The 23,208-nt window shown below is 70.7% G+C and carries 24 protein-coding genes; 11 read left to right on the plus strand and 13 right to left on the minus strand.

Annotated elements, in window-relative coordinates; genetic code table 11:
- Positions 1–19: 19 nt before the first annotated feature.
- Positions 20–838, plus strand: coding sequence for a dTDP-4-dehydrorhamnose reductase (gene rfbD, locus QU602_RS12280; protein WP_373692933.1), 819 nt, complete (start codon positions 20–22; stop codon positions 836–838).
- Positions 839–851: 13 nt separating this feature from the next.
- Here the strand turns inward: rfbD and QU602_RS12285 are convergent, their stop codons facing one another.
- Positions 852–2,360, minus strand: coding sequence for a glycosyltransferase family 2 protein (locus QU602_RS12285; protein WP_308796744.1), 1,509 nt, complete (start codon positions 2,358–2,360; stop codon positions 852–854).
- Positions 2,357–2,641 carry a hypothetical protein gene (locus QU602_RS12290; protein ID WP_308796745.1) on the minus strand — a complete coding sequence of 95 codons (285 nt, stop codon included), beginning with the start codon at positions 2,639–2,641 and terminating at the stop codon, positions 2,357–2,359. The genes QU602_RS12285 and QU602_RS12290 overlap by 4 nt, the downstream gene beginning before the upstream one ends.
- A gap of 42 nt (positions 2,642–2,683) precedes the next feature.
- Between QU602_RS12290 and QU602_RS12295 the strand changes: the two genes are divergently transcribed.
- The gene (locus QU602_RS12295; protein WP_308796746.1) at positions 2,684–3,670 is read left to right on the plus strand and encodes a glycosyltransferase; all 987 of its coding nucleotides are present in this window, start codon (positions 2,684–2,686) and stop codon (positions 3,668–3,670) included.
- Here the strand turns inward: QU602_RS12295 and QU602_RS12300 are convergent.
- Positions 3,652–4,617: a hypothetical protein gene (locus QU602_RS12300; RefSeq protein WP_308796747.1), complete on the minus strand. Its 966-nt coding sequence runs from the start codon at positions 4,615–4,617 to the stop codon at positions 3,652–3,654. The two genes, QU602_RS12295 and QU602_RS12300, sit on opposite strands and share 19 nt — an antisense overlap.
- 135 nt (positions 4,618–4,752) lie before the next feature.
- Here QU602_RS12300 and QU602_RS12305 point away from each other — a divergent pair, with 135 nt between their 5' ends.
- Positions 4,753–5,886 carry a glycosyltransferase family 4 protein gene (locus QU602_RS12305; RefSeq protein WP_308796748.1) on the plus strand — a complete coding sequence of 378 codons (1,134 nt, stop codon included), beginning with the start codon at positions 4,753–4,755 and terminating at the stop codon, positions 5,884–5,886.
- A 21-nt stretch (positions 5,887–5,907) separates the two neighbouring features.
- Here the strand turns inward: QU602_RS12305 and QU602_RS12310 are convergent, their stop codons facing one another.
- From QU602_RS12310 to QU602_RS12320, 3 genes are all read right to left on the minus strand, one after another.
- Positions 5,908–7,275, minus strand: coding sequence for an LCP family protein (locus QU602_RS12310; RefSeq protein ID WP_308796749.1), 1,368 nt, complete (start codon positions 7,273–7,275; stop codon positions 5,908–5,910).
- Positions 7,272–7,739, minus strand: a complete 468-nt coding sequence (gene purE / locus QU602_RS12315; RefSeq protein ID WP_308800167.1) for a 5-(carboxyamino)imidazole ribonucleotide mutase — start codon at positions 7,737–7,739, stop codon at positions 7,272–7,274. The genes QU602_RS12310 and purE overlap by 4 nt, the downstream gene beginning before the upstream one ends.
- A 92-nt stretch (positions 7,740–7,831) precedes the next feature.
- Complete coding sequence (locus QU602_RS12320) at positions 7,832–8,923, minus strand: 5-(carboxyamino)imidazole ribonucleotide synthase (protein WP_373692811.1); 1,092 nt, start codon at positions 8,921–8,923, stop codon at positions 7,832–7,834.
- Between the two features lie 184 nt (positions 8,924–9,107).
- Between QU602_RS12320 and QU602_RS12325 the strand changes: the two genes are divergently transcribed.
- Positions 9,108–9,710, plus strand: coding sequence for a GtrA family protein (locus QU602_RS12325; protein ID WP_308800168.1), 603 nt, complete (start codon positions 9,108–9,110; stop codon positions 9,708–9,710).
- On the opposite strand, the gene QU602_RS12330 is transcribed toward QU602_RS12325, so the two are convergent.
- The 3 genes from QU602_RS12330 to QU602_RS12340 all read right to left on the minus strand — a co-directional run bounded on the left by QU602_RS12330 (position 9,677) and on the right by QU602_RS12340 (position 12,060).
- On the minus strand, positions 9,677–10,528 hold the full coding sequence (locus tag QU602_RS12330; protein ID WP_308796751.1) for a DarT ssDNA thymidine ADP-ribosyltransferase family protein: 852 nt from the start codon (positions 10,526–10,528) through the stop codon (positions 9,677–9,679). The two genes, QU602_RS12325 and QU602_RS12330, sit on opposite strands and share 34 nt — an antisense overlap.
- Before the next feature lie 91 nt (positions 10,529–10,619).
- A complete protein-coding gene (locus QU602_RS12335; RefSeq protein WP_308796752.1) occupies positions 10,620–11,219 on the minus strand; it encodes a PH domain-containing protein in 600 nt (199 codons plus the stop codon).
- A 7-nt stretch (positions 11,220–11,226) separates the two neighbouring features.
- Positions 11,227–12,060, minus strand: a complete 834-nt coding sequence (locus QU602_RS12340; RefSeq protein WP_308796753.1) for a biotin--[acetyl-CoA-carboxylase] ligase — start codon at positions 12,058–12,060, stop codon at positions 11,227–11,229.
- Positions 12,061–12,190: 130 nt separating this feature from the next.
- On the opposite strand from QU602_RS12340, the gene QU602_RS12345 reads away from it, so the two are divergent.
- Together QU602_RS12345 and QU602_RS12350 are read left to right on the plus strand one after the other, a co-directional pair.
- Complete coding sequence (locus tag QU602_RS12345) at positions 12,191–13,780, plus strand: acyl-CoA carboxylase subunit beta (protein ID WP_373692934.1); 1,590 nt, start codon at positions 12,191–12,193, stop codon at positions 13,778–13,780.
- Between the two features lie 2 nt (positions 13,781–13,782).
- Entirely contained in the window at positions 13,783–14,010 is a 228-nt protein-coding gene (locus tag QU602_RS12350) for an acyl-CoA carboxylase epsilon subunit (RefSeq protein WP_308796756.1), read from the plus strand.
- A gap of 449 nt (positions 14,011–14,459) precedes the next feature.
- Here the strand turns inward: QU602_RS12350 and QU602_RS12355 are convergent, their stop codons facing one another.
- From QU602_RS12355 to QU602_RS12370, 4 genes are read right to left on the minus strand one after another with little or no spacing between them, the layout of a single operon-like run.
- Positions 14,460–15,473 (minus strand): hypothetical protein, encoded by a 1,014-nt coding sequence (locus QU602_RS12355; protein WP_308796757.1) that lies wholly within the window; start codon positions 15,471–15,473, stop codon positions 14,460–14,462.
- A complete protein-coding gene (locus tag QU602_RS12360) occupies positions 15,470–16,753 on the minus strand; it encodes a sensor histidine kinase (protein WP_308796758.1) in 1,284 nt (427 codons plus the stop codon). The genes QU602_RS12355 and QU602_RS12360 overlap by 4 nt, the downstream gene beginning before the upstream one ends.
- Entirely contained in the window at positions 16,740–17,435 is a 696-nt protein-coding gene (locus QU602_RS12365) for a response regulator transcription factor (protein WP_308796759.1), read from the minus strand. Before QU602_RS12365 ends, QU602_RS12360 begins: the two co-directional genes overlap by 14 nt.
- An 18-nt stretch (positions 17,436–17,453) precedes the next feature.
- Positions 17,454–18,758, minus strand: coding sequence for a class I SAM-dependent RNA methyltransferase (locus QU602_RS12370; RefSeq protein WP_308796760.1), 1,305 nt, complete (start codon positions 18,756–18,758; stop codon positions 17,454–17,456).
- Positions 18,759–18,804: 46 nt separating this feature from the next.
- Between QU602_RS12370 and QU602_RS12375 the strand changes: the two genes are divergently transcribed.
- The 5 genes from QU602_RS12375 (at position 18,805) to QU602_RS12395 (ending at position 23,194) form a co-directional block, all read left to right on the plus strand.
- On the plus strand, positions 18,805–19,446 hold the full coding sequence (locus QU602_RS12375) for a Maf family protein (RefSeq protein WP_308796761.1): 642 nt from the start codon (positions 18,805–18,807) through the stop codon (positions 19,444–19,446).
- 92 nt (positions 19,447–19,538) lie between these two features.
- Positions 19,539–21,317, plus strand: a complete 1,779-nt coding sequence (locus tag QU602_RS12380; protein WP_308796762.1) for an acetyl/propionyl/methylcrotonyl-CoA carboxylase subunit alpha — start codon at positions 19,539–19,541, stop codon at positions 21,315–21,317.
- A 15-nt stretch (positions 21,318–21,332) separates the two neighbouring features.
- The gene (locus QU602_RS12385; protein WP_308796764.1) at positions 21,333–21,743 is read left to right on the plus strand and encodes a hypothetical protein; all 411 of its coding nucleotides are present in this window, start codon (positions 21,333–21,335) and stop codon (positions 21,741–21,743) included.
- Positions 21,744–21,793: 50 nt separating this feature from the next.
- Positions 21,794–22,432, plus strand: a complete 639-nt coding sequence (locus tag QU602_RS12390; RefSeq protein ID WP_308796765.1) for a hypothetical protein — start codon at positions 21,794–21,796, stop codon at positions 22,430–22,432.
- A gap of 123 nt (positions 22,433–22,555) precedes the next feature.
- Positions 22,556–23,194 (plus strand): hypothetical protein, encoded by a 639-nt coding sequence (locus QU602_RS12395; protein ID WP_308796766.1) that lies wholly within the window; start codon positions 22,556–22,558, stop codon positions 23,192–23,194.
- Positions 23,195–23,208: the final 14 nt, after the last annotated feature.

Here is a 23,208-nt window from a genome sequence, read left to right on the forward strand (position 1 = left end):
CGTCACCGGGGCATCCGGCATGCTCGGCCGCGACCTGCAGGACGCGCTCGCGGGTCGCGAGGTGACCGCGCTCGGTCGCGCGGATCTGGACGTGACGGATGCTTCCGCGACGCGCGATGCCGTCGCGGGTCATGATGTGGTGATCAACGCGGCCGCCTACACGAAGGTCGACGACGCCGAGTCGCACGAGGACGACGCCTACGCGGTGAACGCGACGGGCGCCGCCAACCTCGCGAGTGCGGCATCGCTCGCCGGCGCCCGTCTCGTGCAGGTGTCGACCGATTACGTGTTCGACGGCAGCGCCACCTCGCCCTATGCCGAAGACGAGCCGTACGGCCCGATCTCGGCCTACGGCCGCACGAAAGCCGCGGGCGAGCGCATGGCGCTCGAGGCGAACCCGGGCGCGACGTTCGTCGTGCGCACCGCGTGGCTGTACGGAGCCCACGGCCCGAACTTCGCGAAGACCATGCTGAAGCTCGCCGAGTCGAAGGACACCTGGGCCGTCGTCGACGACCAGGTGGGGCAGCCGACCTGGACGGGCGACCTCGCGCGGCAGATCGTGACGATGATCGACGCCGACGCCCCCGCCGGGATCTATCACGGCACGAACGGCGGTCAGGTGAGCTGGTACGGGTTCGCTCGCGCCGTGCTCGAGGAGGCCGGGCTCGACCCCGAGCGGATCACCACGACGGACAGCTCAGCGTTCGTGCGGCCCGCGCCTCGACCGGCGTACTCGGTGCTCGGACACGAGGCCTGGAACCGTGCCGGCGTCGCGCCCATGCGCGACTGGCGTGACGCTCTTCGGGCCGCCTCCGCCGAGGGCGTACTCGACGCGTGACCGCGCGCGAGCGTCACATCATCCTCGAGTAGAGCTCGGTCTGCATGCGGCGCGACCATCTCGATTGCAGCGTTGCGATGTCCGAGCCGAGGATTTTCGGATCGCGGGTCTTCGACTCGAAGTGGTACAGACGTGCCCACGGGCTCACCACCGCGCTCAAGCCGCGCTCGCGGACCTTCATGTTCAGGTCCACGTCGTTGTAGTTGCCGGGCAGCTCGAGCGTGAACCCGCCGAGCTCGAGGAAGAGATCGCGCGCAATCATCGCCGCGGCCGCCGTCACGCCAGAGACCTCGTGGTCGACCTTGGTGGAGGCGATCCCGTCGTCTTGACGACCGCGCCACCCGAATCCGGCGTGGCCAGCAACGCCCTGCAGGTAAATCTGCCCGGCGTGCTGGATCGTGCTGTCCTCGAAGTGGAGCTGAGCGCCGACGATGCCGACGCCAGGCTGCTGCGCGAGCCCCAGCATGGTGTCGATCCAATCGTCGGTGACGACCTCGACGTCGTCATTGAGCAGAAGGAGGTACTCCCCGCGGGCGGCGACGGCGCCGCGGTTCATCTTGGCGCTGAAGTTGAAGGGTGCATCCCAGGCCACGAGCCGGAGACGGTCGCCGCACAGCGCCTCGAGGTCGGCGATGACCGATTCGGGGGTGTCCCGGTCGGCGACCACGACGAATTCGAGGTTCCGGTAGGTGGTGCGATCGACGATTCCGCGGACCGCCTCGGTGACGAGCACCCGATCGTAGCCGGCGATCTCGGCGACACCGCCGCGCGTCGGGATCACGATCGAGACGAGCGGCTCGCCGTCGACGGCATAACGTACGCGCCGGACGAACGGTTCGATCTCCTCGACCTCGGCCTCGATGTGCTCCGCCGCGAGGTGCTCGCGCACGACGCGGGCCTGGGCCGCGCTCATTTCGAACGCGACCTCGCCGTCGAGGTCTTCGACCAGGTCCTCAATGGCCAGCGCGTCCGGGATGAGCTCGATCTCGAGACCGTGATCCGCGGCGCGGAGGAAGAGGTCGTAGATCGACGCACCGCGCGCATCGGCACGGAAGGGACTCAGCGTCCGGAGCGCCGCCGCGCGTGCGACGACGACGGGCCCGAGGTAGTCATTGCCGCGCAGCCGGATCGGCGAGAACCGCGGGCGCAGTAACGGCGCTCCGCCGGCCGTGCTCGAGTCACCGTAGGCCAGCGCGACCTGCGGGAACCGATCGAGGAATCCGACCGTGACAGGGGCGAGGCCCGGTACGACGGCAGCACGGCGAACGACGCACACGAACTCCGCCTCGGTCTGCATGAGGCGCTCGGTGAGCGCGGCCACATCCGTGAGCGTCTCGATGCCGAACTCGGCGCCGGGCGATTCAACGCCGACCTGGTTCGCATCGGACACGAATCGGATGCGATCGGCCTCGAAGCCGGCCGTCCGCAGCGCCGAGACGATCGTCGCGGTGCGCTCGGGCGGCGTGCCGGCCAGGTCGACCCAGATCTCCATACGGTGCGCCGGCGGCACTCCCACCATCATCGGAGAATTCGCCGCTTCGCGTAACGGAGCACGCGAACCGGCAGCATGACGGCGCGCCCGGCCCGCCACGTCGCCGAGCCGCGGATGCTCGCAAGGTTCCGCTCGGCGGCTACCGTTTCACTCGGCGAGAGGATCGCTGCGGCTTGCAGCTCTCTGACCTGCTGCTCGAGACCGATGATCCGGTCCACGTACTCGAGGCGCTGCTCGGCATCGAGTTCCGTATCGCCCGGCAGTGCGGACGGCCTCGAATCGAGCCAGGAGGCGTCGCGCTCGTGCGTCACAGTCGGTCTCTTCCCTCTCATCGGCGGACCTAAACTAGCCTAATGCCCCATTCGGAACGTCGTCGCGTCGCGGAGAGTGCAGGAGGTGCGATAGGCAGCGCACGCGAAGCGGATGCCCGCCCACGGGTCGCTGCGGTCGTACCGACATATCGCCCCGATGACGACGTCGTCGACCACATGCGCTCGCTCGCCGGGCAGGTCGACGTGCTCTACGTCGTGGACGACGGCTCCGGACCCGGCGCGGACGATGTGCTCACCCGCGTCGAGGCGGTCGGCGCCCGGATCATCAAGCTTGAGCGCAACCGGGGCATCGCCGCGGCTCTGAACGCCGGAGTGCGGCGCGCGCTGGCCGAGGGCGCGGAGTACGTCGTCAACACCGATCAGGACACGCTGCTGCCCCCTGGCTACGTCGATGCGTGCCTCGCGACCTTCGCGCGCGCGAATCGGGTCACCCACCTCGGCATCGTGTGCGCCGACGCCATCAACGGTCAGCCCTCCATCCCGACCTGGGTCTCGCCAGAGGGCATCGGGCTCGTGCCCGAGGCCATCCAGTCGGGGTTCGTCATCTCACGTGAGACGTTCGAACGGGCCGGGCTCTTCGACGAGCGACTCGTCATCGACTGCGTCGACACCGAGTACTGCATCCGGGTGCGCGATCGAGGGTTCCGGATCGCGATCGCCGAAGGCACCGACATCGCGCACGAGCTCGGCGAGATGGTGCCGTTCCGGCCGTTCGGCCTACGTCTGCCGAACCGCACCGGCGCATTCGAGTACCAGTACCACTCGCCGTTCCGCCAGTACTACATCGTGCGCAACAACATCGACCTCGTGTACCGGACCGTCCGGCGTCACCCGCGATGGGCGGCCGCGGTCGTGAAGCGGCAGATCGGGCCCGCGCTCGACGCCGTCGTCAGCGGACCGCAGCGCTGGCGGCATCTCATCGCCACGCTCGTCGGCGGAGTGCACGGGTTCTTCCGCATCCGCGGGCCGATCCCGGCCAAGCTCCGTGCTTACCTGACCCGGTCCTGACCCGCCGCCGCCGCGGCGACCAGCACGGCCACGTCGGAAGCCGTGTACGTGCGCCGGATCTGCCCGTCATTGCCGCCCGAGTAGGTGTTGTTCGACATCAGCGTCACGACCTGGCTGCCCTCGATCATCGGGAAATGCTGCTGCACGGGGGTGACCTGACGCGCCGGCGCACCGGCCGCCACGGCGCAGTGGTGCAGCCACACGTCGTCCGCGGCCGGGCAGCGCTCGAGGAACGCCGTGCCCTCCGCCTTCGCCTGCCGCAGCACCGATGGCGGATAGATCACCCCCGACACCCCTGTCGGGAAGTTGAGTGAGGTGGTGACGGTGTCGAGGCACGGATGCCACGACAGATAGGGCGCGATGCGGCCGTCTTCGATGCGGATGCGGTGGGCGCGATAGCAGTGCACCTGATCCGGTGCGGCGGCGGCAGCTGCGGCGAGACCTTCGAGCCAGCTCCGTGGGTAGACGATATCGTCGTCGGCGGTGACCAGGGGCGCTGCGGGTTCAGCGACCTGCAGCAGGTACGGGTAGTACTTCGTGTGCGGCCCGTACGGATCGGATCTGCCGATCGTGAGTCCGCGCCGCTGCAGACGGCGCAGGCTCCGAGGCAGTGTGGCGAGCCGCTCCGGGTCGTCGATCCAGAGGTACAGCGCGCGCGGCTTGACCTCGCCCCGCGCGATGGACTCGATCGCCAGATGCACGGTCGAGAGACGTTCGCCATAACTGGTCAGCGAGACATCCGGCCCGCTGCCGGTGACCCGGGCCAGGCTGAACCGGTTCGCGAACCGCAGCCGGCGCTCGTCGGGGATCTCGATGTGGGGATCGACGGTAGCCCGGACCCGGTCGACGCGCCCGGAGATCCAGGCGCCCGCTGCGTGGAGCCGCGGGCGAGCCCGCCGCACAAGAGCGCGCGCAACTCGCGAAGGCGTCAGACGTCGCCAGTCCAACGGGCCCGCCTTTCGTCGTGTCGGCCGCAGGAGCGGCACGCCTGAAGATGCTACCCGAGCATCTTGGCGACGCCGGGCGACGCCGACCGCGGACCATCCCAGCCGGGTTCGTTAGGGTGTCTCCGACAGGAGCAGATGCCAGTGACCACTCTTCGTTTCATAGTCGACCCGATCGTCGCGCCCATGCCCGGCGCACTCGGCCGCTACACCGGCGATCTCGCGCGGGCGGTCGTGGCCACCGCCCCCGACGGCTGCGCCGTCGAGGGAATCGTCTCCGCGGTGCCAGGTGAAGACGACGAGCGGATCATGAACGCGGTGCCGGGGCTGGCGGAGTTGCACCGCACCGCGCTCCCCCGCCGCGAACTCGCGGCCGCGTGGCAGCTCGGGGTGCCGACGGCGGCAGCGGCGGGCTTCGTCCACGCCCCGAGCTTGCTCGCCCCGCTGCGCAAACACGACCGAGGTGAAGGCACCCAGATCGTCGTCACCGTGCACGACCTGCTCCCGTGGACGCATCCCGAGGCGTTGAGCGGCACGTCCGTCGCGTGGCACAAGGGCATGATGAAGCGTGCCAGGAAGCACGCCGACGCCGTCGTCGTCCCGACGCACGCCCTCGCCGAGCAACTCGGCATGGTCGCCGACTTCGGCGACCGCGTGCGCGTCATCCCGACCGCGCCGCGCGCGGGGCTCGAGCCCGGCGACGACGCGTCGCGTCGGCGCGAGGAACTCGGCCTGCCCTCGGACTATCTGGTGGTGTCCGGGACGCTCGAGCCCAGGAAGGGCGTCGTCGACGTGCTCGCCGCGCTCGGCCGGCCCGACGCCCCCGACCTGCCGCTCGTGGTGATCGGGCCGGAGTCGTGGGGCGAGCAGCATCTCGCCACCGCGGCCGACGAAGCCGGCGTCGCGCCTGAGCGGGTACGGCACCTCGATGACCCCGAACCCGGCCTGCTCGCCGCCGTACTCGCGGGCGCGACGGCCTTCGTGGCTCCGAGCCACGACGAGGGCTCGGGTACCTCGCTCATCGAGGCGTTCAGCCTCGGCGTGCCCGTGATCCACTCCGACATCCCGGCGTACGCCGAGGTGTCGGCGGGGGCCGGGCTGGCCGTTCCGGACGACGACGACTTCGTCGATGCGCTGCTCGCGGCGATCACCGCGGTGGTCGACGGTCCGGCGCTCGCCGAGCGGCTCGTGATCGCCGGGCACGACCGGGCGCGCGCGTTCAGCTGGACGGACTCCGCCGAGCGGGTCTGGCAGCTGCACGCCGACCTGTAGTGCCGGATCGCGGCGGCCGGCTCAGCCCTCCGCGGGCTCCTCGGTCGGCGGCGGCGCCACGGCCTGCTGCACGAGCTGCAGCGCGTACGCGTAGTCGGGATCCTCGGGGTCGAAGCCGTTGTCGGGCGTGAGCGGCACGTCGATGATCGGCAGCTCCTTGGTCTTCGAGGCGAGGTCGACGAAGTAGCCGAGCATGGACTGCGGCACATCGGTCTTCACGACCTGCGAGCCCGCGGCGGCGATCTCCTGGAACTTGGTGAGCACGTTCGCGGCATTGAACTGCGCCAGCACCGCCTCCTGGATCTGGAGCTGACGCGCCATCCGGTCGTAGTCGCTCGTGCCGTGACGCGAGCGCGCGTACCAGAGCGCGTGGTAGCCGTCCATGTGCTGCTCGCCCGCCGGGATCCACTCGGCCACGGTCGTGAAGGTCTCGTCGGCGTGGATCGGCACGTCTTCCGGCACGTTCACGGTGACCCCGCCGAGCGCATCGATGAGCTGCTGGAAGCCCGCCATGTCGATGAGGACGTAGTACTGGATCTGCAGACCGGTGATGCCCTCTGCGGCGTCGCGCATGCCCTCGATGCCGGGCTCGCTGCCGGCCGCGACGGCGTCGGGATACATCTCGGGGCTCTTCAGCTCGACCTCGGTGTAGATCGAGTTGAGCAGGCAGACGTCGACCTCGCAGCCGTCGATCGCGCCGTAGCCCTCGGGGTAGACCGCCCTCAGCGGTGAGGTGTCGTCGAACGGCACGTCCTCCATGTTGCGCGGCAGGCCGATCGTCACCGCCTGGCCGGTCTCGGCGTCGATGCTGATCACCCGGATGCTGTCGGGCCGCAGCCCGTCGCGGTCGGGCCCGGCGTCACCGCCGAGCAGGAGGATGTTGTAGCGGCCGTCGATGGGCGGCTCCGATGGGCCGGCGACGAACACCGACGCGAGGAATCCGCTCGCCGTGGTGGCGACGTACGCGCCGTAGGCGGCCGTGCCCGAGAGCCCGACCAGGACCACCGTCGTGAGGCCCGCGATCCAGGCGCGCGCCGAGGGCGCGGTCTTCACGAGCCGCACAAGCCGCAGCGTGTCGAGCGTCATCACGACCCAGAGCACCGCGTAGAACGTCAGCGCCGCGGCCACGATCCAGAGCGACCAGGACTGCGAGAACGCCGAGAGCAACACCGTGGGCCAGAGCAGCCAGACGACGATCGCGAGCACCGCGAGCGCCCAGAGCGTGAGCGTCGCACCCAGCCCGAACCGGCCGAGGCGGCGATTGCCCGCGAGCACCTGCGGCGCCCCGGGGATGAGGAAGTTGAGCACGACGAGCCACCACGCGCGACGCGTCATCAGCAGACGCGACGAGGTGTCCGGGAAACGGATCGGGCTGGCGGCGAGGGTCATCGGGACTGCTTCAACCGTTCGTTCTTCTCCTCGACCATCGTGGCGAGGTCTGCGGCATAGCCGGCGAGCGCGTCGGTGAGCCGCGTGTCAGCGGTCGCGAGGATCTTCACGGCGATCAGCCCGGCGTTGCGCGCGCCGCCGATCGACACCGTCGCGACCGGCACGCCGGCGGGCATCTGCACGATCGACAGCAGCGAGTCGAGGCCGTCGAGTCGCGCGAGCGGCACCGGCACGCCCACCACCGGGAGCGTGGTCACCGACGCGAGCATGCCCGGGAGGTGCGCCGCGCCGCCGGCGCCCGCGATCACGACCTTCAGCCCTCGGCCGGCGGCCTGCTTGCCGTAGGCGATCATCTTCTCGGGCGTGCGGTGGGCCGAGACGACCTCCACCTCATGCGGCACGCCGAACTGCTCGAGCAGCTCGGATGCCTCGCGCATGACTCCCCAATCGGAGTCGGAGCCCATCACCACGCCGACGAGCGGTGCGTTGTTCGTCTCAGTCACCCGATCGAGTGTAGAGCTGAGCGCTGTGAGAACCCCGCAGCGCCACCCGTGCGTCAGCCCTGGAATTCCGCTGCCGCGGCGCGGGCCTCGTAGACGACGTCGTCGAGGTCGGCGCCGATCGCCGTGACGTGGCCGACCTTGCGGCCCGGCCGGGGCGACTTGCCGTAGGCGTGCAGCTTGACCGTGGGGTGCCCCGCAAGCGCGGCGGGCGTGCGGTCGGCGAGCGTGCCCTCCTCGGGGCCGCCGAGGATGTTCACCATCACGGCCCACGGCGCATGCGTTCCGGTCCCGCCGAGCGGCAGATCGAGCACGGCCCGCAGGTGCTGCTCGAACTGCCCCGTCGTCGCGCCGTCCATCGACCAGTGGCCGCTGTTGTGCGGGCGCATGGCCAGCTCGTTGATGAGCACCCGGTCGTCGACCGTCTCAAACAGCTCGACCGCGAGCACCCCCGTCACCTCGAGCCCTTCGGCGACCGCGAACGCGATGTCGCCCGCGCGATCGGCGAGGCGACCCGCCGACTTCGGCGCGGGCGCGATGACCTCGCTGCAGACACCGCCGACCTGCACCGTCTCGACGAGCGGCCAGGCGACGATCTCGCCACTCGGGCGGCGCGCGACGAGCTGCGCGAGCTCTCGGCGGAACTCGACGAGCTCCTCCGCGAGCAGGGCGCCCGGCTGACCGTCTTCGGCGATCGTCGCGAACCACTCCCCGACCTCGCCGGCCGACCGGACCACGCGCACGCCCTTGCCGTCGTAGCCGCCCCGCGGGGTCTTGACCACGGCGACGCCGCCGTGCGCCGCGATGAACTCGTCGAGCTCGGCCGGCGTCTCGACCCGGGCCCAGTCGGGAACCGGGAGGCCGAGCTCGGAGAGCCGCTCACGCATGCGCAGCTTGTCCTGCGCGATCGCGAGCGCCCCGGGACCGGGACGCACCGGGACGCCCGCGTCGACGAGCGCACGCAGCACGTCCTGCGGGACATGTTCGTGGTCGAAGGTGATCACATCGACGTCGCGCGCGAACTCGAGCACCGTCGAGGCATCCGTGTAGTCGCCGACCCGGTCGGCGGCGAGTGCCGCCGACATGCCCTCGGTCTCGGCGAGGACGCGGAGCTCGACCCCGAGCTCGATCGCCGCCGGAATCATCATCCTCGCCAGCTGACCGCCACCGATCACTCCGACCCGCACCCGACCGACCCCGTTCCTGTGTCTGATTTTTCGTGTCTGAGGACCCGGCGCCACGATGACGGATCCGGGTCATCCGCGGGCGTCATCCACAGCTCCGCGACTTCCCAGTCTAGGGCGAGGTCGGCGGGACTATCCTGGCCCGGTGATGCTGCGCAGGGGCGGCCTGCTCCGGCGGGCCTGGGACGGCCTGATCACCTACGCGTTGAAGTTCGGCGTGGTGGGCCTGCTCGGTCTCGTGATCGACGTCGCGCTCTTCAATGCGCTGCGGCTCGGCCTGCTCGGCGACGACGGCTGGGCACAGTCCGCGATCGGCGCGAAGACGATCTCGACCTCGGTCGCGATCGTGTTCAACTGGATCGGCAACCGGTACTGGACCTTCCGGCATCACCGCCGGCGCAACTACCTTCGCGAGTTCGCCGAGTACGTCGCGGTCTCGCTCGGCGGAATGGCCATCTCGCTGGGCTGTCTCTGGGTCAGCCATCACGTCCTCGGCTACACGAGCCTGCTCGCCGACAACATCGCGTCGAACGTGATCGGTCTCGGCCTGGGCACCGCATTCCGGTTCCTGCTGTACCGGTACTGGGTGTTCGGGCACCATCGCGCCGACGGGCTGTCGAACCTCGCGCGCGTCGAAGAGGCGCAGCGGGCGCTGTTCGAAGAGCCGCCCGAGCCGCTGCCGGTGCACCGGGCGCCGGCGGCCGACGCCCGGGCGGATCAGGCCTCGGAGGCCTGGAACCAGGGCGGGTAGACCGCGACCCGCGTCTTCGCGCCCACGGCGGAGAGCGCGGCGCGAACGCGGTCGCGGACCCGGTCGTTCGCGACGGCGATGAGCTGGATGCGTTCGAGCGGCACGTCATCCTTGACGAGGAACTCGCCCGCGGCGAGCCCGTCGTCGTCGACCGCCATGCGGCGCAGCACCCGTTCGGCCTCGTACCAGCCGACCGCGAGCTCCGCTCCGGGAAGCGACGCGTCGGACGTCGCGGCGACGACCTGGCCTTCGAGGCCGGCGCGGGCACCCAGCGCCTGCCCGGCCGAGCTCACGAGCAGGACGAAGTCGGCCGCGGCGCGCGGCTCGCCGGCGGCCGGCGGTGCGAGCCGCGGGTCGGCCTCGCCGTCGCGGATCGCGACCCAGAAATGCGCGTCGACGCTGAGGAAGAAGGGGACGTAGCCCGCCAGCGTCGTCTCCGCGTCCTCCACGGTCGCCGCGCGGCGATAGTCGCGAGCGGCCGGAGCCGCGATGTCGACGACCGGGGCGGCCGGCGGGTCTCCGGCGTCGGCCAGCACGGCGCCGGCGCCGAGGATGCGGGCCAGGTTGTCGAGGTGCGTGAGGTGGTAGACGCGCAGCTTCGCCGGGTCGACCGCAGGTGCGTCGCTCAGCCGGGAGCCGCGCGCCGGCGTCCGTGTGGCCCGTGCGCGTGCGGCGGGGCCGGTGGTGCTCGTCGTCCGCGATGCCGCGCGTGGCGTCGCACGTGCCTTCGCCGGAGCGACGGCCGGCGGCTCAGGCGCCTTCGGCGGGAAGCAGATGGCGCACAGACCATCATCGAAACCGTGGATGCACTCGCCCAACGTGTACCTCTCTCGCGGCCCACGTCGGGTTCACGCGATCGCCGCCCGACCACTGTACGCGCTTCTGCGACCCCTCCGGCCCACGCTGGAGTCAGCGCGTGCCCCAGATCACCGTCTCGAGGTCGGGGTCCGGCGGATCGTTGCGCCGCACGGCGACCGCGTCGCGGTGCGACCGGTCGATGAGCTCGTCGAGCGCGGCCTGCACGGCCAGCGGCGCGGGCACATCATGCAGGACCAGCGGGCGCTCATGCGCCGTCGTGATGCGCACGTCGCCTGCCCCGAACATGCGCTGACCCGGCGTGCGCCGCACGGAGACCTCATGCGCACGGTGGAGCTGCAACTCCTGCCGAGAGCGCGCGAACACCCCTGAGCGCTGGATGATGCGTCGCGTCGTGAGCGTCCACCGGCGCGTGAGCCAGGCGAAGAACGGCAGCAGCGTGCCGAGCAGCACCACGAGGACCGCACCGGCCCCGACCGCGACGAGCTGCCAGACCTCCGTCAGGGTCAGCAGCGCGTAGACCGCGCCACCGGCCACGGCGATGAGCAGCAGGACCGGCAGGATCAGCACGCGGGCGTGGCGCCGGAACCGTGCGACGACACGTTCGGGAGCCGCCGGCATGGCCGTCGGGACCGACAGACCGGGCGCAGACGCGCGCGGGTCGGATGCCTCGGGTTCGGGGCGGCGGCTCATACGCCCATTAATAGCGCAGGTGGGTCACATCGCCCGCGGCGACAGCCTGGGGCTCACCGTTCTCGTGGTCTCGGACCACGAGCCGCCCGTCACGGTCGATCCGCTCGGCGGTGCCGAGCAACTCGGCTCCGCCGGGAAGCTCGATCCGCACGTCCTGCCCGAGGGTCCCGCAGAGCCCGGCGACCTGATCGGCCAGCCCGCTGCCGACCGCGTCCCCGTCATGCGCCGCGAATCGTTCGATCGCCCCGAGCAGACGTTCGAGGTAGTCCGCGAGCACCGCATCGGCATCGGGCTGCTGCCCGGTCGCGAGCAGGAGCGACGTGGAGGTGAGGGTCGGCAGGTCGTGCTCGTCGAGCGTCAGGTTGAGCCCGCTGCCGATGATCACGCCGCCGTCGGAGAGCAGCTCGGAGAGGATGCCGCAGACCTTGAACCCCGACACGAGCACGTCGTTCGGCCACTTCAGCACGACGTCGAGTCCACCGCTCCGGTCCTCGGGATCCGCCGCGGACGCCGCCCGTTCGACGACACCGCGCACCGTCTCGGTCATCGCCGCTCCGGCGAGCAGCGGCAACCAGCCATACGATGCGGTCGGCAGGGTCCCGGCGAGGTCAGCGGGACGGATGAGCACCGAGATCGCGAGCGTCTTCCCCGAGGGCGCGAGCCAGGTCCGGCCGAGCCGGCCGCGGCCGGCGACCTGATCGTCGGTCACGATGACCGAGCCATGCGGCCAGCCCGAGGCATCCGGCCCGCCTGCTGCGACACGCAGCTCGTCGTTCGTCGATCCCGCCTGCTCGAGGAACTCGAGACGGGGGACCACAGCCCGGGAGCGCTCCCAGTCCATGTCACCTCCAGAGCATGTGCCGGATTCGGCACGTGTGGGATTCAGGCTAGTGTCCGCCCTCGATTTGTAGGAAACCCTCAACGAAGGGGCGAGCAGAGGCGCCGGTAGAGTGAACCGCGTGACCGAACCGATCGACGACGGCCCCGACCTCACCACGACCGCCGGCAAGCTCGCCGACCTGAAGCGCCGCTACCACGAAGCCGTGACGGCCTCCGGAGAAGCGGCGATCGAGAAGCAGCACGCCAAGGGCAAGATGACCGCGCGCGAGCGCATCGCCGAGCTCCTCGACCCCGGTTCGTTCGTGGAGCTCGACGAGTTCGTCCGCCACCGCACGCACGCCTTCGGCATGGAGTCGCGCCGGCCGTACGGCGACGCGGTGGTCACCGGCACCGGCACGATTCACGGCCGCCAGGTCGCGGTCTACTCGCAGGACTTCACCATCTTCGGCGGATCGCTCGGCGAGGTCGCCGGCGAGAAGATCATCAAGGTCATGGAGCTCGCCCTGAAGACGGGCGTGCCGATCATCGGCATTCTCGACTCGGGGGGCGCGCGCATCCAGGAGGGCGTCGTCGCGCTCGGAAAGTACGGCGAGATCTTCCGCCGGAACACGGCTGCCTCGGGGGTCATCCCCCAGATCTCGATCATCATGGGCCCGGCCGCCGGCGGCGCGGTGTACTCCCCCGCACTGACCGACTTCGTGATCATGGTCGACAAGTCGAGCCACATGTTCGTGACCGGTCCCGACGTGATCAAGACCGTGACGGGCGAGGAAGTCGGGTTCGAGGAACTCGGCGGCGCGCTCACCCACAACACGGTCTCCGGAGTCGCGCACTACCTCGCGAACGACGAGTCGGACGCGCTCGACTATGCCCGGTCGCTGGTGTCCTACCTGCCGGACAACAATATGACCGAAGCGCCGGTCTACGAGACCGACGTCGACCTCGAGGTGACCGACGACGACCGCAGGCTCGACACGATCATCCCCGACTCGCCGAACCAGCCGTACGACATGCACCAGATCATCGAGGGCGTCGTCGACCACGGCGAGTTCCTCGAGGTGCAACCCCTCTTCGCCCCCAACATCATCGTCGGGTTCGCGCGCATCGACGGCCGCTCGGTCGGCATCATCGCAAACCAGCCGAGCCAGATGGCCGGCACGCTGAACATCGCCGCCGGCGAGAAGGCAGCCCGGTTCGTGCGCTTCTGCGACGCGTTCGGCATCCCGATCCTGACCCTCGTCGACGTCCCCGGGTACCTGCCGGGCACCGACCAGGAGTGGACCGGCGTCATCCGGCGCGGCGCGAAGCTGCTCTACGCCTACGCCGAGGCGACCGTGCCGCTCGTGACGGTGATCACGCGGAAGGCGTACGGGGGCGCCTACATCGTCATGGGCTCCAAGCAGCTCGGCGCCGACCTGAACCTCGCCTGGCCGACGGCCGAGATCGCGGTGATGGGCGGCCAGGGCGCAGTGAACATCCTCTATCGCGCCGAGATCAAGCGCGCCGAAGAGGCCGGCGAAGACGTCGCCGCGGTGCGGACGCGGCTCGCGAACGAGTACACCTACAACGTGGCCTCGCCGTTCCTGGCGGCCGAACGCGGCGAGCTCGACGGCGTCATCGAGCCGTCGGCCTCGCGCGTGGCGATCGTGAAGGCGATGCGGACGCTTCGCACCAAGCGGGCCAGTCTGCCGCCGAAGAAACACGGGAATATCCCGCTGTAGGCATGATGACCGAGCAGACGAACGAACCCGATCTGAGGTTCCTCACCGACGTCTCCGCCGAGGAGGCCGCGGCCGTGACCGCCGTCCTCGTGGCGGTCCTCGCCGATCGCGGCGCCGCGCCCGAGGCCCCGGCCAGGCCGCGCGACACCGGTCGCTGGGTGCGCGCGGCAGGCGCCACGCGCACGCCGTTCCAGCCCGGCCCCGGTCGGTGGAGTTCATGGGGACGGTGATGTCCTCATCCTGTCCCCCCAAATGACGACTATCTGCGTCGGACCAGGTGCCCCAAGATAAAGATGCAGGCTCTTCGGAGCCGACCGCGAACGCCGGACGGGTAACCGGCCTCGCGAAGAATATGGGGCGAGTCAGGGCGATATTCGGGTTGTCGCCGTGACTCGGGCTTGAAGGGGGCCGGTCATCGACCGGCCCCCTTTCTCTGTGTTGATTGTCGCGGCTTGGTGGTGGGTCACCTTCCTGCCGCGGGCGGCACGATGCACGCGGGACGCGCGGCTCGGGCACTCGTCCCGCCGCGGGCGGCACGATGCACGCGGGACGCGCGGCTCGGGCACTCGTCCCGCCGCGGGCGGCACGATGCACGCGGGACGTGCGGCTCGGGCGCTCTCCCTGCCGCGGGCGGCTGGCCGGCAACGCACTGCACCAGCGGAAACATCGGCGCGAAGGGTCAGGCCTCCCGCGGGATCTCCAGCCAGAGTTCGACCTCGGCGTCCTCGGCATCGCCGGCGACCGTCACCGGGCCGTCCGGAACCAGGAGACCGACCACGGTGACCGCGATCGCCGATCCGTCGGCGGCGGTACGGGCGATGATCCGGTCGGCGTTCGATCCCGAGATGGCCTCGGCGAGCCGGGACAGCACACGGTCGCGGGCCGGCTCCTCGAGGTCGTCGATGCCGCCCTCGTCGAGCAAGGTCACGATCGCGCCGCGTTCGCGCGCACGCTGCACCTCCAGCCGGACGACGTCGGTGAGCAGCATCCGGCCGCGGATCTCATCACGGATGGCGGCCTCCAGCATGCGACACTCGAGCCGCTGATCGTCGGTGAGCACCCCGTTCCGGTCGGCGATGCGCCGGAGCATCGGCGCCGCGATGCGATTGGTGTGCGCGAGACGCATCCGCCCCTCGAACACGTGCGCATCCTGCGCAGCCTGCCACGCGGCAGCCTCCCGCTCGGCCAGCGCGTAGCGCCTGGCGTCGCGCGCCGCATTCGCGAGCGCCGCCGTCAGCATGTGCGCGATCGCGATCCACACGATGCTGCCGACCACGCCGAGGGCCCCGAGTGCGGGAAACCCGGCCCAGATGACGGTCTGGACCGCGAGCGCCGCGACGCCGATCCACGCGATCGCGAGCTGCCGGCGAGCGGCAGCGATGGTCATGAGTGTGCCGACGGCCGCGACGTACCAGGTCGCGTACCCGTTGTCGGCCCCGGCATCGAGCTGGCTGGTCACGAGCAGCGGGATCGCGATGCTCACCCCGAGGTCGAACGCAGCCAGCCAGTCGGGCATGCGCATGCGTTCGACCGGCCAGAGGCTCAGCACCGTCGCGACCGCGTAGAGCACCAGGGCGACGATCGCCGGGCGCGGGTCTTCCGGGATCTCGAGCGATGAGACGCCGAGCACGACGTGATACGCCGAGAATGCGACGGCCAGCACGAGCATGAGCCATCGGGGGACGGTGATCATGCCTCGCCTCCCGACTCCAGATCGTCGGCGAGGTCGGCGCGAGCGCCGGCCCCCGGACCCGACACCGGACCCGGCCAGACCACGACGACGCGGGTGCCCGCACCCGGCCGGGATTCGATGTGCGCCGTGCCGCCGGCGTTCGTCATACGCTCCTCGATCGAGACGCGAAGGCCGAGCCGTTCCCGTGGCACGGTCGCGGGGTCGAACCCGGCACCGTCGTCGACGACGTCGATGCGGCACGACGCGCTCGAGAGGCCGGTCACGCGCACCTCCCGCAGCACCGTACGGCCCTCCACCTCGCCGTGTTGTGCACTGTTGACCATGGCCTGCGCGGCCGCCGTGAACAGCGCTTCGACCGCTTCGACGGGCAGCTCGACCCCATCGACGTCGGCCTCGTGCACGCGGAACGGGGCCACGAGCGTCGTCGTCGCGGCCTGCAGGCGCCTGACGAGTGCGGTCAACGGAACGCGGTCAGGCGATCTCGGCCCTGGGGTGCCGGCCTCGTCGAGCCGCTTGACCGCTTCCCTTGCCATGCGCGCAGCGAGCGACTGCTCCTGTTCCGTCTCCGCGGCGGCCGCCGAGAGCAGGGTGGTGAGCACGGAGTCGTGCACGAGCGCGTCGATGCGCACGCGCTCGATCTCGGTCGCGTGCTGCCGGGCCGCCACGTCGTAGCGCTGCAGCGCCGCTTCCTGCGCGACGTCGACGGATTCCGCGGCCTGCCTGAGCATCGTGATGATGACGAGCACGACCACGCCGAGGATCAGGGCGTACACGGCGTTCAGGCCTGCGAGCGCCGGCCCGACCTCGCCGCCGGCGGGCGTCAGCCGCACCACGCCGTACAGCAACGGCACCGCGATCGTGTACGCGATCGCCCCGCCGACCGGGAACGCGACGACCGCCGCCGCCGTGGCCACCGTGCAGATGAAGTACAACCAGGGTTGCGCGCCGCCCAGCGCGGCGGGGTCGTCGACGAGCGCGGGCCACGCCGCGAGGGCGATGACGTACAGCACGGCGTACGCCGCGGCGACGCCTCGAACGCCGATCCTGACGAGGCTCGCGAGTGCGACGATCACGGCGGCGCCGTACAGCACGGCCATGAGCGCGATGCCCGAGCCGTCGGTGAGCGCCGCGGACTGTTCGAGCGCGGCGGGCACGGTCTGTGCCGAGAACACCAGGCCGGCGATGCCGAGCGCACGCGCCGAGACCGTCTCGACCTGCGCGCGGCTCACCGCCCGGCGACGCGTCGTCGGACGCGCCACCGGCATCTCAGGTGCGGACATCTCCGGCATCGCCGTCGAGACCGGGGAGGATGCCGTCCTCGACCGCACGACGGAGGAGATCGACCTTCGTCGGCGCGGGCCGGCCGACCTCGACGTACTTCGCACGGATGCGGTCGAGGTACTCGCGAGCGGTCGAGTGCGCGATGCCGAGCTGCAGCGCGACGAGCTTGAGCGGCAGACCGGACGCGTACAGGTGCAGCACATCGCGTTCACGTCGCCCGAGTTGCGCCTTGGCGAACTCGCGGTCCGCCTCGATCGCGCTCGCCCACTCGACATTGTTGAGCGGTTCGCCGCGCGCCACGGTCGCGATCGCGGCGATCACGGCGGACATGGGCGACGCCTTCGGGATCACACCGGCCGCGCCGGCCGCCAGCGCCTCACGAACGGCGGCGACTCGGTCGGCGATGCTGTGCACGAGTACGGCGCTGCCCGTGGCGAGCACGGCGCGCACATTGTCGGTCACGGCGGTGCCGTCGCCGAGGGAGAGGTCGAGCACCACGACGTCGCATGATCCACCGTCGAGCGCGTCGATCAGCTCGGCGACGCCGGCGGCATCGGCGACGACGTCGTACCCGGCATCACGGCAGGCGGCGCGTAGCCCGAGCCGGACCGCCTCGTGGTCGTCAACGATCGCGACGGTCGCACCCTTCGATGCGTCGGCGGCTGCGGTGTCCCCGGCCAAGTGTTCCCCCTCCAACGTTCACACGATAGCGGTTAGGCGGGCCACGGCCTCGACATGGTGCGTGTTGGGAAACAGATCGTAGGCCCGGATCGCCTCCAACTCGTAGCCGTGCTCGCGGAAGATTCCGATGTCACGCGCGAGTGCGACAGGGTCGCACGCGACATAGACCAGCTGCGCGGGCCGCAGCGCCGCGAGGCGTTCGACCACCGCCCTGCCGGCGCCGGACCGCGGCGGGTCGAGCACGACGGTCGCCGCCGCGAGGCGGTCGCGCATCGCGCGATCGGCGGAGGTCTCGAGGTCGGCGAGCCAGCGGTCCACCCGGCCGGTCTCGGCGCGGGCGCCGATCCAGTCGGCGAGGTTTGCGGCCGCGTGGTCCGTGGCCCGCGGGTCCGCCTCGACGCTCGTGATCCTGACGGTCTCGCCGAACCGGTCGCCGACGGCGGCGGCGAGTAGGCCGACGCCGCCGTAGAGGTCGAGGTTCGCGGCACCGGGGTCGAACCGGGCGCCGTCGACGAGCTCTCGGACCGCGCGGCTGAGCGTCGCGGCGGCGCCCCGGTGCACCTGCCAGAAGCCCCCGCGGTCGAGCGCGAACTCGCGTCCGTCGACGACCTCGTGCACGACGGGCCCCGCGCCCTGCTGATCGACGACGGCGATGGCCTCCCCCGCACTCGGGGCGATCAGGTCGATCGAGCCCGCTCCGGGCAGGTTCGAAGCGAGTGGGGCCAGCTCGCGGAGTGCTTCGACGGCGAGCGGCAGGTCGCTGACGGGGACGACGCGATGGCTGCGGGCCGCGTACGGGCCGACCCGCCCATCGTCGTCGACATGCAGGCGGACGCGCGTACGCCAGCCCGTTCCCGCCTCGGGGTCGGCGCCCGGCGCGAGTTCGGCGGCCACCTCCTCCACCTCGACCTCGCGTTCGAGTCGCGCGAAGCGCTGCATTGCCTCGGTCAACACCTCGCCCTTGAGCGCGCGCTGGCGAGACATCCGGATGTGGCCGAACTCTGCGCCGCCGGCGCGGCGCTCCGGGGCGCGGTCGACGGATGCCTCGGCCCACACGTGTTCGCGCCGGTCTGCCGAGGCGTCGAGCACCTCGACGGTGTCGGCACGCCAGAACCGGTCCTTGCCCGCATCGGTGACGCGCGCTCGCACCCGTTCGCCCGGGATCGCATCCGCGACGAAGACCACCCGGCCGTCATGCCGCGCCACCGCGACGCCGCCGTGGGCGATGCGGTCGACCTGCAGCTCGAGCACCGGTCCGTCGAGGGCTGGTGCGGGCGCGGGACGTCGGGCGGCGGATCGTCGTGCGCGTGGGGTGCGGGGCATCCTTCGATGCTTTCATAGTCCGGCCGGGGCGCGGCAGGATGGGCTCATGCGTCTCTACCTCGCCTCGACCTCACCGGCCAGACTGCAGCTCCTGCGACAGGCGGGCATCGAACCGGTGACGCTCTCGCCGGGCGTCGACGAGGAGGCGCTCGTCGACGAGATCGAGGCCGCGCGCGGCCCGCTTGCGGCGCACGAGCTCGTGCAGGTGCTCGCGCAGGCCAAGGCTGAGGCCGTGCTGGACGCGCGGCCCGGCGGCGAACCGATCGACGGTCTCGTGCTCGGCGGAGACTCGGCGTTCCTCCTCGGCGAGCGCATCTACGGCAAGCCGCACCGTCCCGAGGTCGCCCGGGAACGGTGGCACCGGCAGAACGGGGCGACGGGCGAGCTGTGGTCGGGCCACTGGCTGATCGATCACCGCGGTGGACGGGCGCAGGGGGCGGTCGGACGTCCCGCGGTCGCCTCCGTGAGCTTCGCGAAACTCGACGAGCGCGAGATCGACGCCTACGTGGACTCCGGCGAACCGCTGAAGGTCGCCGGCGCATTCACGGTGGACAGCCTGGGAGGGCCGTTCATCCGGCGCGTCGAGGGCGACCCGTCGACGGTCGTCGGGCTCTCACTCTCGACGTTGCGCGAGCTCGTTCGCGAGCTCGGGGTCGCCTGGACCGACCTCTGGAGCGCCGCGCGCTGACGCGGGGATTGTCGCCGCCCGCAAGAGGCTCGACCGGTTTTTGTATGGGTCGTCCAAATGCGCGCCCCCGGCCGCGAATAGGCTTGGGGATCATGCCGCGCATCACCAAAGTCCTCATCGCCAACCGCGGAGAGATCGCCGTCCGCGTCGTTCGTGCGGCTCGCGACGCCGGAATCGCCTCGGTCGCCGTCTACGCCGACCAGGATCGCGACGCCCGGCACGTCAAGCTCGCCGACGAGGCCTATGCGCTCGATGGCGCCACCAGCGCCGAGACCTACCTCGTGATCGACAAGATCCTCTCGGTCGCCCGGCGCTCGGGCGCGGACGCGGTGCACCCCGGCTACGGCTTCCTCGCCGAGAACCCCGAGTTCGCGAGCGCCGTGATGGCCGCCGGCCTGATCTGGATCGGTCCGTCGCCCGAGGCGATCGAGCGGCTCGGCGACAAGGTGTCGGCGCGGCACGTGGCCGAGAAGGTGGGCGCGCCGCTCGCGCCCGGCACGCTCAACCCCGTGGCGGATGCCGCTGAGGTGCTGGAGTTCGTCGACGAGCACGGCCTTCCCGTGGCGATCAAGGCCGCCTTCGGCGGCGGCGGCCGCGGCCTCAAGGTCGCCCGCACGCGCGAGGAGGTGCCGGAGCTGTTCGACTCGGCGACCCGTGAGGCGGTCGCGGCCTTCGGCCGGGGCGAGTGCTTCGTCGAGAAGTACCTCGACAAGCCGCGCCATGTCGAGACCCAGTGTCTCGCCGACCAGCACGGCAACGTCGTCGTGGTGTCGACCCGCGACTGCTCACTGCAGCGCCGGCACCAGAAGCTCGTCGAGGAGGCGCCGGCACCGTTTCTCACCGAGGCGCAGATCACCGCGCTGTACGACGCGTCGAAGGCCATCCTCCGCGAGGTGGGCTACGTCGGCGCCGGCACCTGCGAGTTCCTGATCGGCCAGGACGGCACGGTGTCGTTCCTCGAGGTGAACACGCGCCTCCAGGTCGAGCACCCCGTCTCCGAAGAGGTCACCGGGCTCGACCTCGTACGCGAACAGTTCCGGCTCGCCGAGGGCGGCGTGCTCGACTACGACGACCCGGTCGCGACCGGGCACTCGATCGAGTTCCGGATCAACGGCGAGGACCCGGGCCGCAACTTCCTGCCCGCCCCCGGCCCAGTGCACCAGCTTCGCTTCCCCGGCGGCCCCGGCGTGCGCGTCGACTCGGGCGTGACGTCGGGCGACGAGATCTCAGGCGCGTTCGACTCGCTGCTCGCCAAGCTCATCGTGACGGGCAAGGACCGCCACGAGGCGCTCGCCCGCGCCCGCCGCGCCCTCGACGAGTTCGAGGTGACCGGCCTGCCGACGGTGCTGCCGTTCCACCGTGACATCGTGCGGAACGCCGCGTTCGCGCCCGACGGCGACACGCCGTTCTCCGTCTACACGCGCTGGATCGAGACCGAGTACGACAACCGGCTCGAACCGTGGACGGGTGAGCCGACCGACGTGCGCGGCCCGGCTGAACGCACGACCGTGGTCGTGGAGGTCGCCGGCCGCCGCATCGAGGTCTCGCTGCCCAAGAAGCTCATCGGCGAGCCCGGTGGTACCGGCACGGCGAAGGCCGCCGGCCCCGCGCCGCGACGTCGTGGGGGGTCGCACTCGGTCGACACCGCGACCGGCGACGCCGTCACCGCGCCCATGCAGGCCACCGTCGTGAAGGTCGCGGTCGCCGAGGGCGACCGGGTCGTCAAGGGCGACCTGGTGCTCGTGCTCGAGGCCATGAAGATGGAACAGCCGATCGTCGCCCACAAAGACGGCGTGATCGGCCTCGTGAACGCCGAGATGGGCGCCACCGTCTCGAGCGGCCACGTGCTGCTGTCGATCGCCGACGCGTAGCCTGACCTCCCGCACATGCGTCTTCGCGCGGTCGATGTCGTCGACGTCTTCGTCTACCTCGTCGTGCTGGCGTTGTTCGTACAGGTCTTTCCGGACATCATCGCGGAGTCGTTCGTCGTCTCGTTGTTGACGGCCGTGCTCTTCAAGGTCGCACTCGAGGTCATCGCGTTCCTGAAGTCCGGCATTCTCGCGCGCGTGCGCGCGGCCCGCACCCGCGTCGGCACGGTGCTGCATGCGGCGACGCTGCTGCTCCTCGGCGCCGGCAGCAAGTTCCTCATCCTCTGGCTCACCGATGTGCTGTTCGGCGACGCCGTGCACCTCGGCGGGTTCTTCTCGGTCACGCTGCTCATCGCCACGCTGATGCTCGCGCGCATCGGGCTGCGCCTACTCGTCGATCGAGCCTGGCCCCCCGACGGCTCCGCCTGAGGCGCCCGTGGCTCTGGCATGATCGCAAGGGCTGACGAACGGAGCACACGATGGCCGAGGCGACGTCCGACACGATGACCACGCGAGATGGAACCGACCGCCGCCCGAGCGCCCTGGCGGCCGTGGTCATCACGCTGTTGATCCTCGGATTCGGCTTCGTGGTCTTCGGGTATACGCCCGCGGTCGTCGCCACGATGTACCTCGGCATCTTCGCGTCGTATGTGGCGATCCCGTACACGGCGATCGCGCTCGTCGCGCGCGAGGTGAGCGCCAGACGCACACGACCCCACCGCGAAGGCGACCCGGCACACAGTGACGACGCGATCCGGTTCGGTCTGTTCCGGCAGCGCGCCTCGCTCGTGAACGCGATCGCGATGCTGACCTTCCTGATCGTGGTGATCGCGCTGAGCGTCCCCTGGGGTGCCGAGCGGCCGAGCGCAACGGGGCTGTCGGGGAGCCTCATGACCCTGGGTACGTTCGCATTCGTCGCGGGCACGCTCGCGATCGTGGTCAACGTGCCCTCGATCTATTCGCGCCGGGTCGTCGGATCCGAGCGGCACGCCATCCGCGAGCGCGTCGGCGCCTGGAAGCTCATCCTCGCGACGACGATCCTCACGACGGCGTCCTGGCTCGCCTACTGCGGCTTCGCGCTCTACTTCCTGACGATCTCGATGTCGCCCTGGTCGTGAACCGGCCGGGCCTGTTCGATTCCAGGCCCGTCGCGTTCGGGTCAGGCCGGTCGCGACGAACGCTGAGTGCCAGCGAGGTAGCGAGGGGGTGTTCCATCACGGACGTCCGGGTAGCCTGCGGTGATGCGGGTGCTCGAAGTGGACGAACGAGATTCGAGCTGGGAGAACTCAGCGCCTCGATTCCGGTTGTACGTCTTCGACGGTGCCGCCAATGCGGTGACCACGCTGGACTTCCTGGACGCGCAGATCCATGACGTCCTCGAGGCGGCGAACCTTGCCAGCGCCGACGGCCGGTTGTGGTCGATCGCGCTCGTGGTCGACTCCGAGAGCGATGGTCGGGGCCTGGTCTGGATCTCGGGCATGGACTACAACAGCATTCCCACAACGCCCACCGAGTGGCGGATGAGGGCCGCGATGCAGGACCGCTACCTCATGGCCAAGTCACAGCGCGGCGAGGAACCTCTGCTTCCAGACGGACGACGAGTCATCCGGGTCTTTCCGGACCATTGCCACCCGTGGCCGCTCTGGGAGAGCTTCAGCGGGAAGTACACGAAGAGTCCGGCCGATTACGGCTTGTCTTCATCGCTGACTGACGGCTTACGCCACTGGTACGACGAGTGGGAACGACGTGGCATCGACTGGCACCCGGACGACCGGTGGCTGCAGAGGGGTCATCGCCTCGTCGAGTTGATGCGCGTCGAAGTGGGCGACGTAGCCGAGATCCGTCCCGAGTTCGACCGCCGGCATGGGGACCCGGCCTGACGGGGTACCCGCGA

Origin of the sequence: Agromyces protaetiae (assembly GCF_030866785.1) — a bacterium.
In the GTDB taxonomy this organism is placed as follows: Bacteria; Actinomycetota; Actinomycetes; order Actinomycetales; family Microbacteriaceae; genus Agromyces; species Agromyces silvae.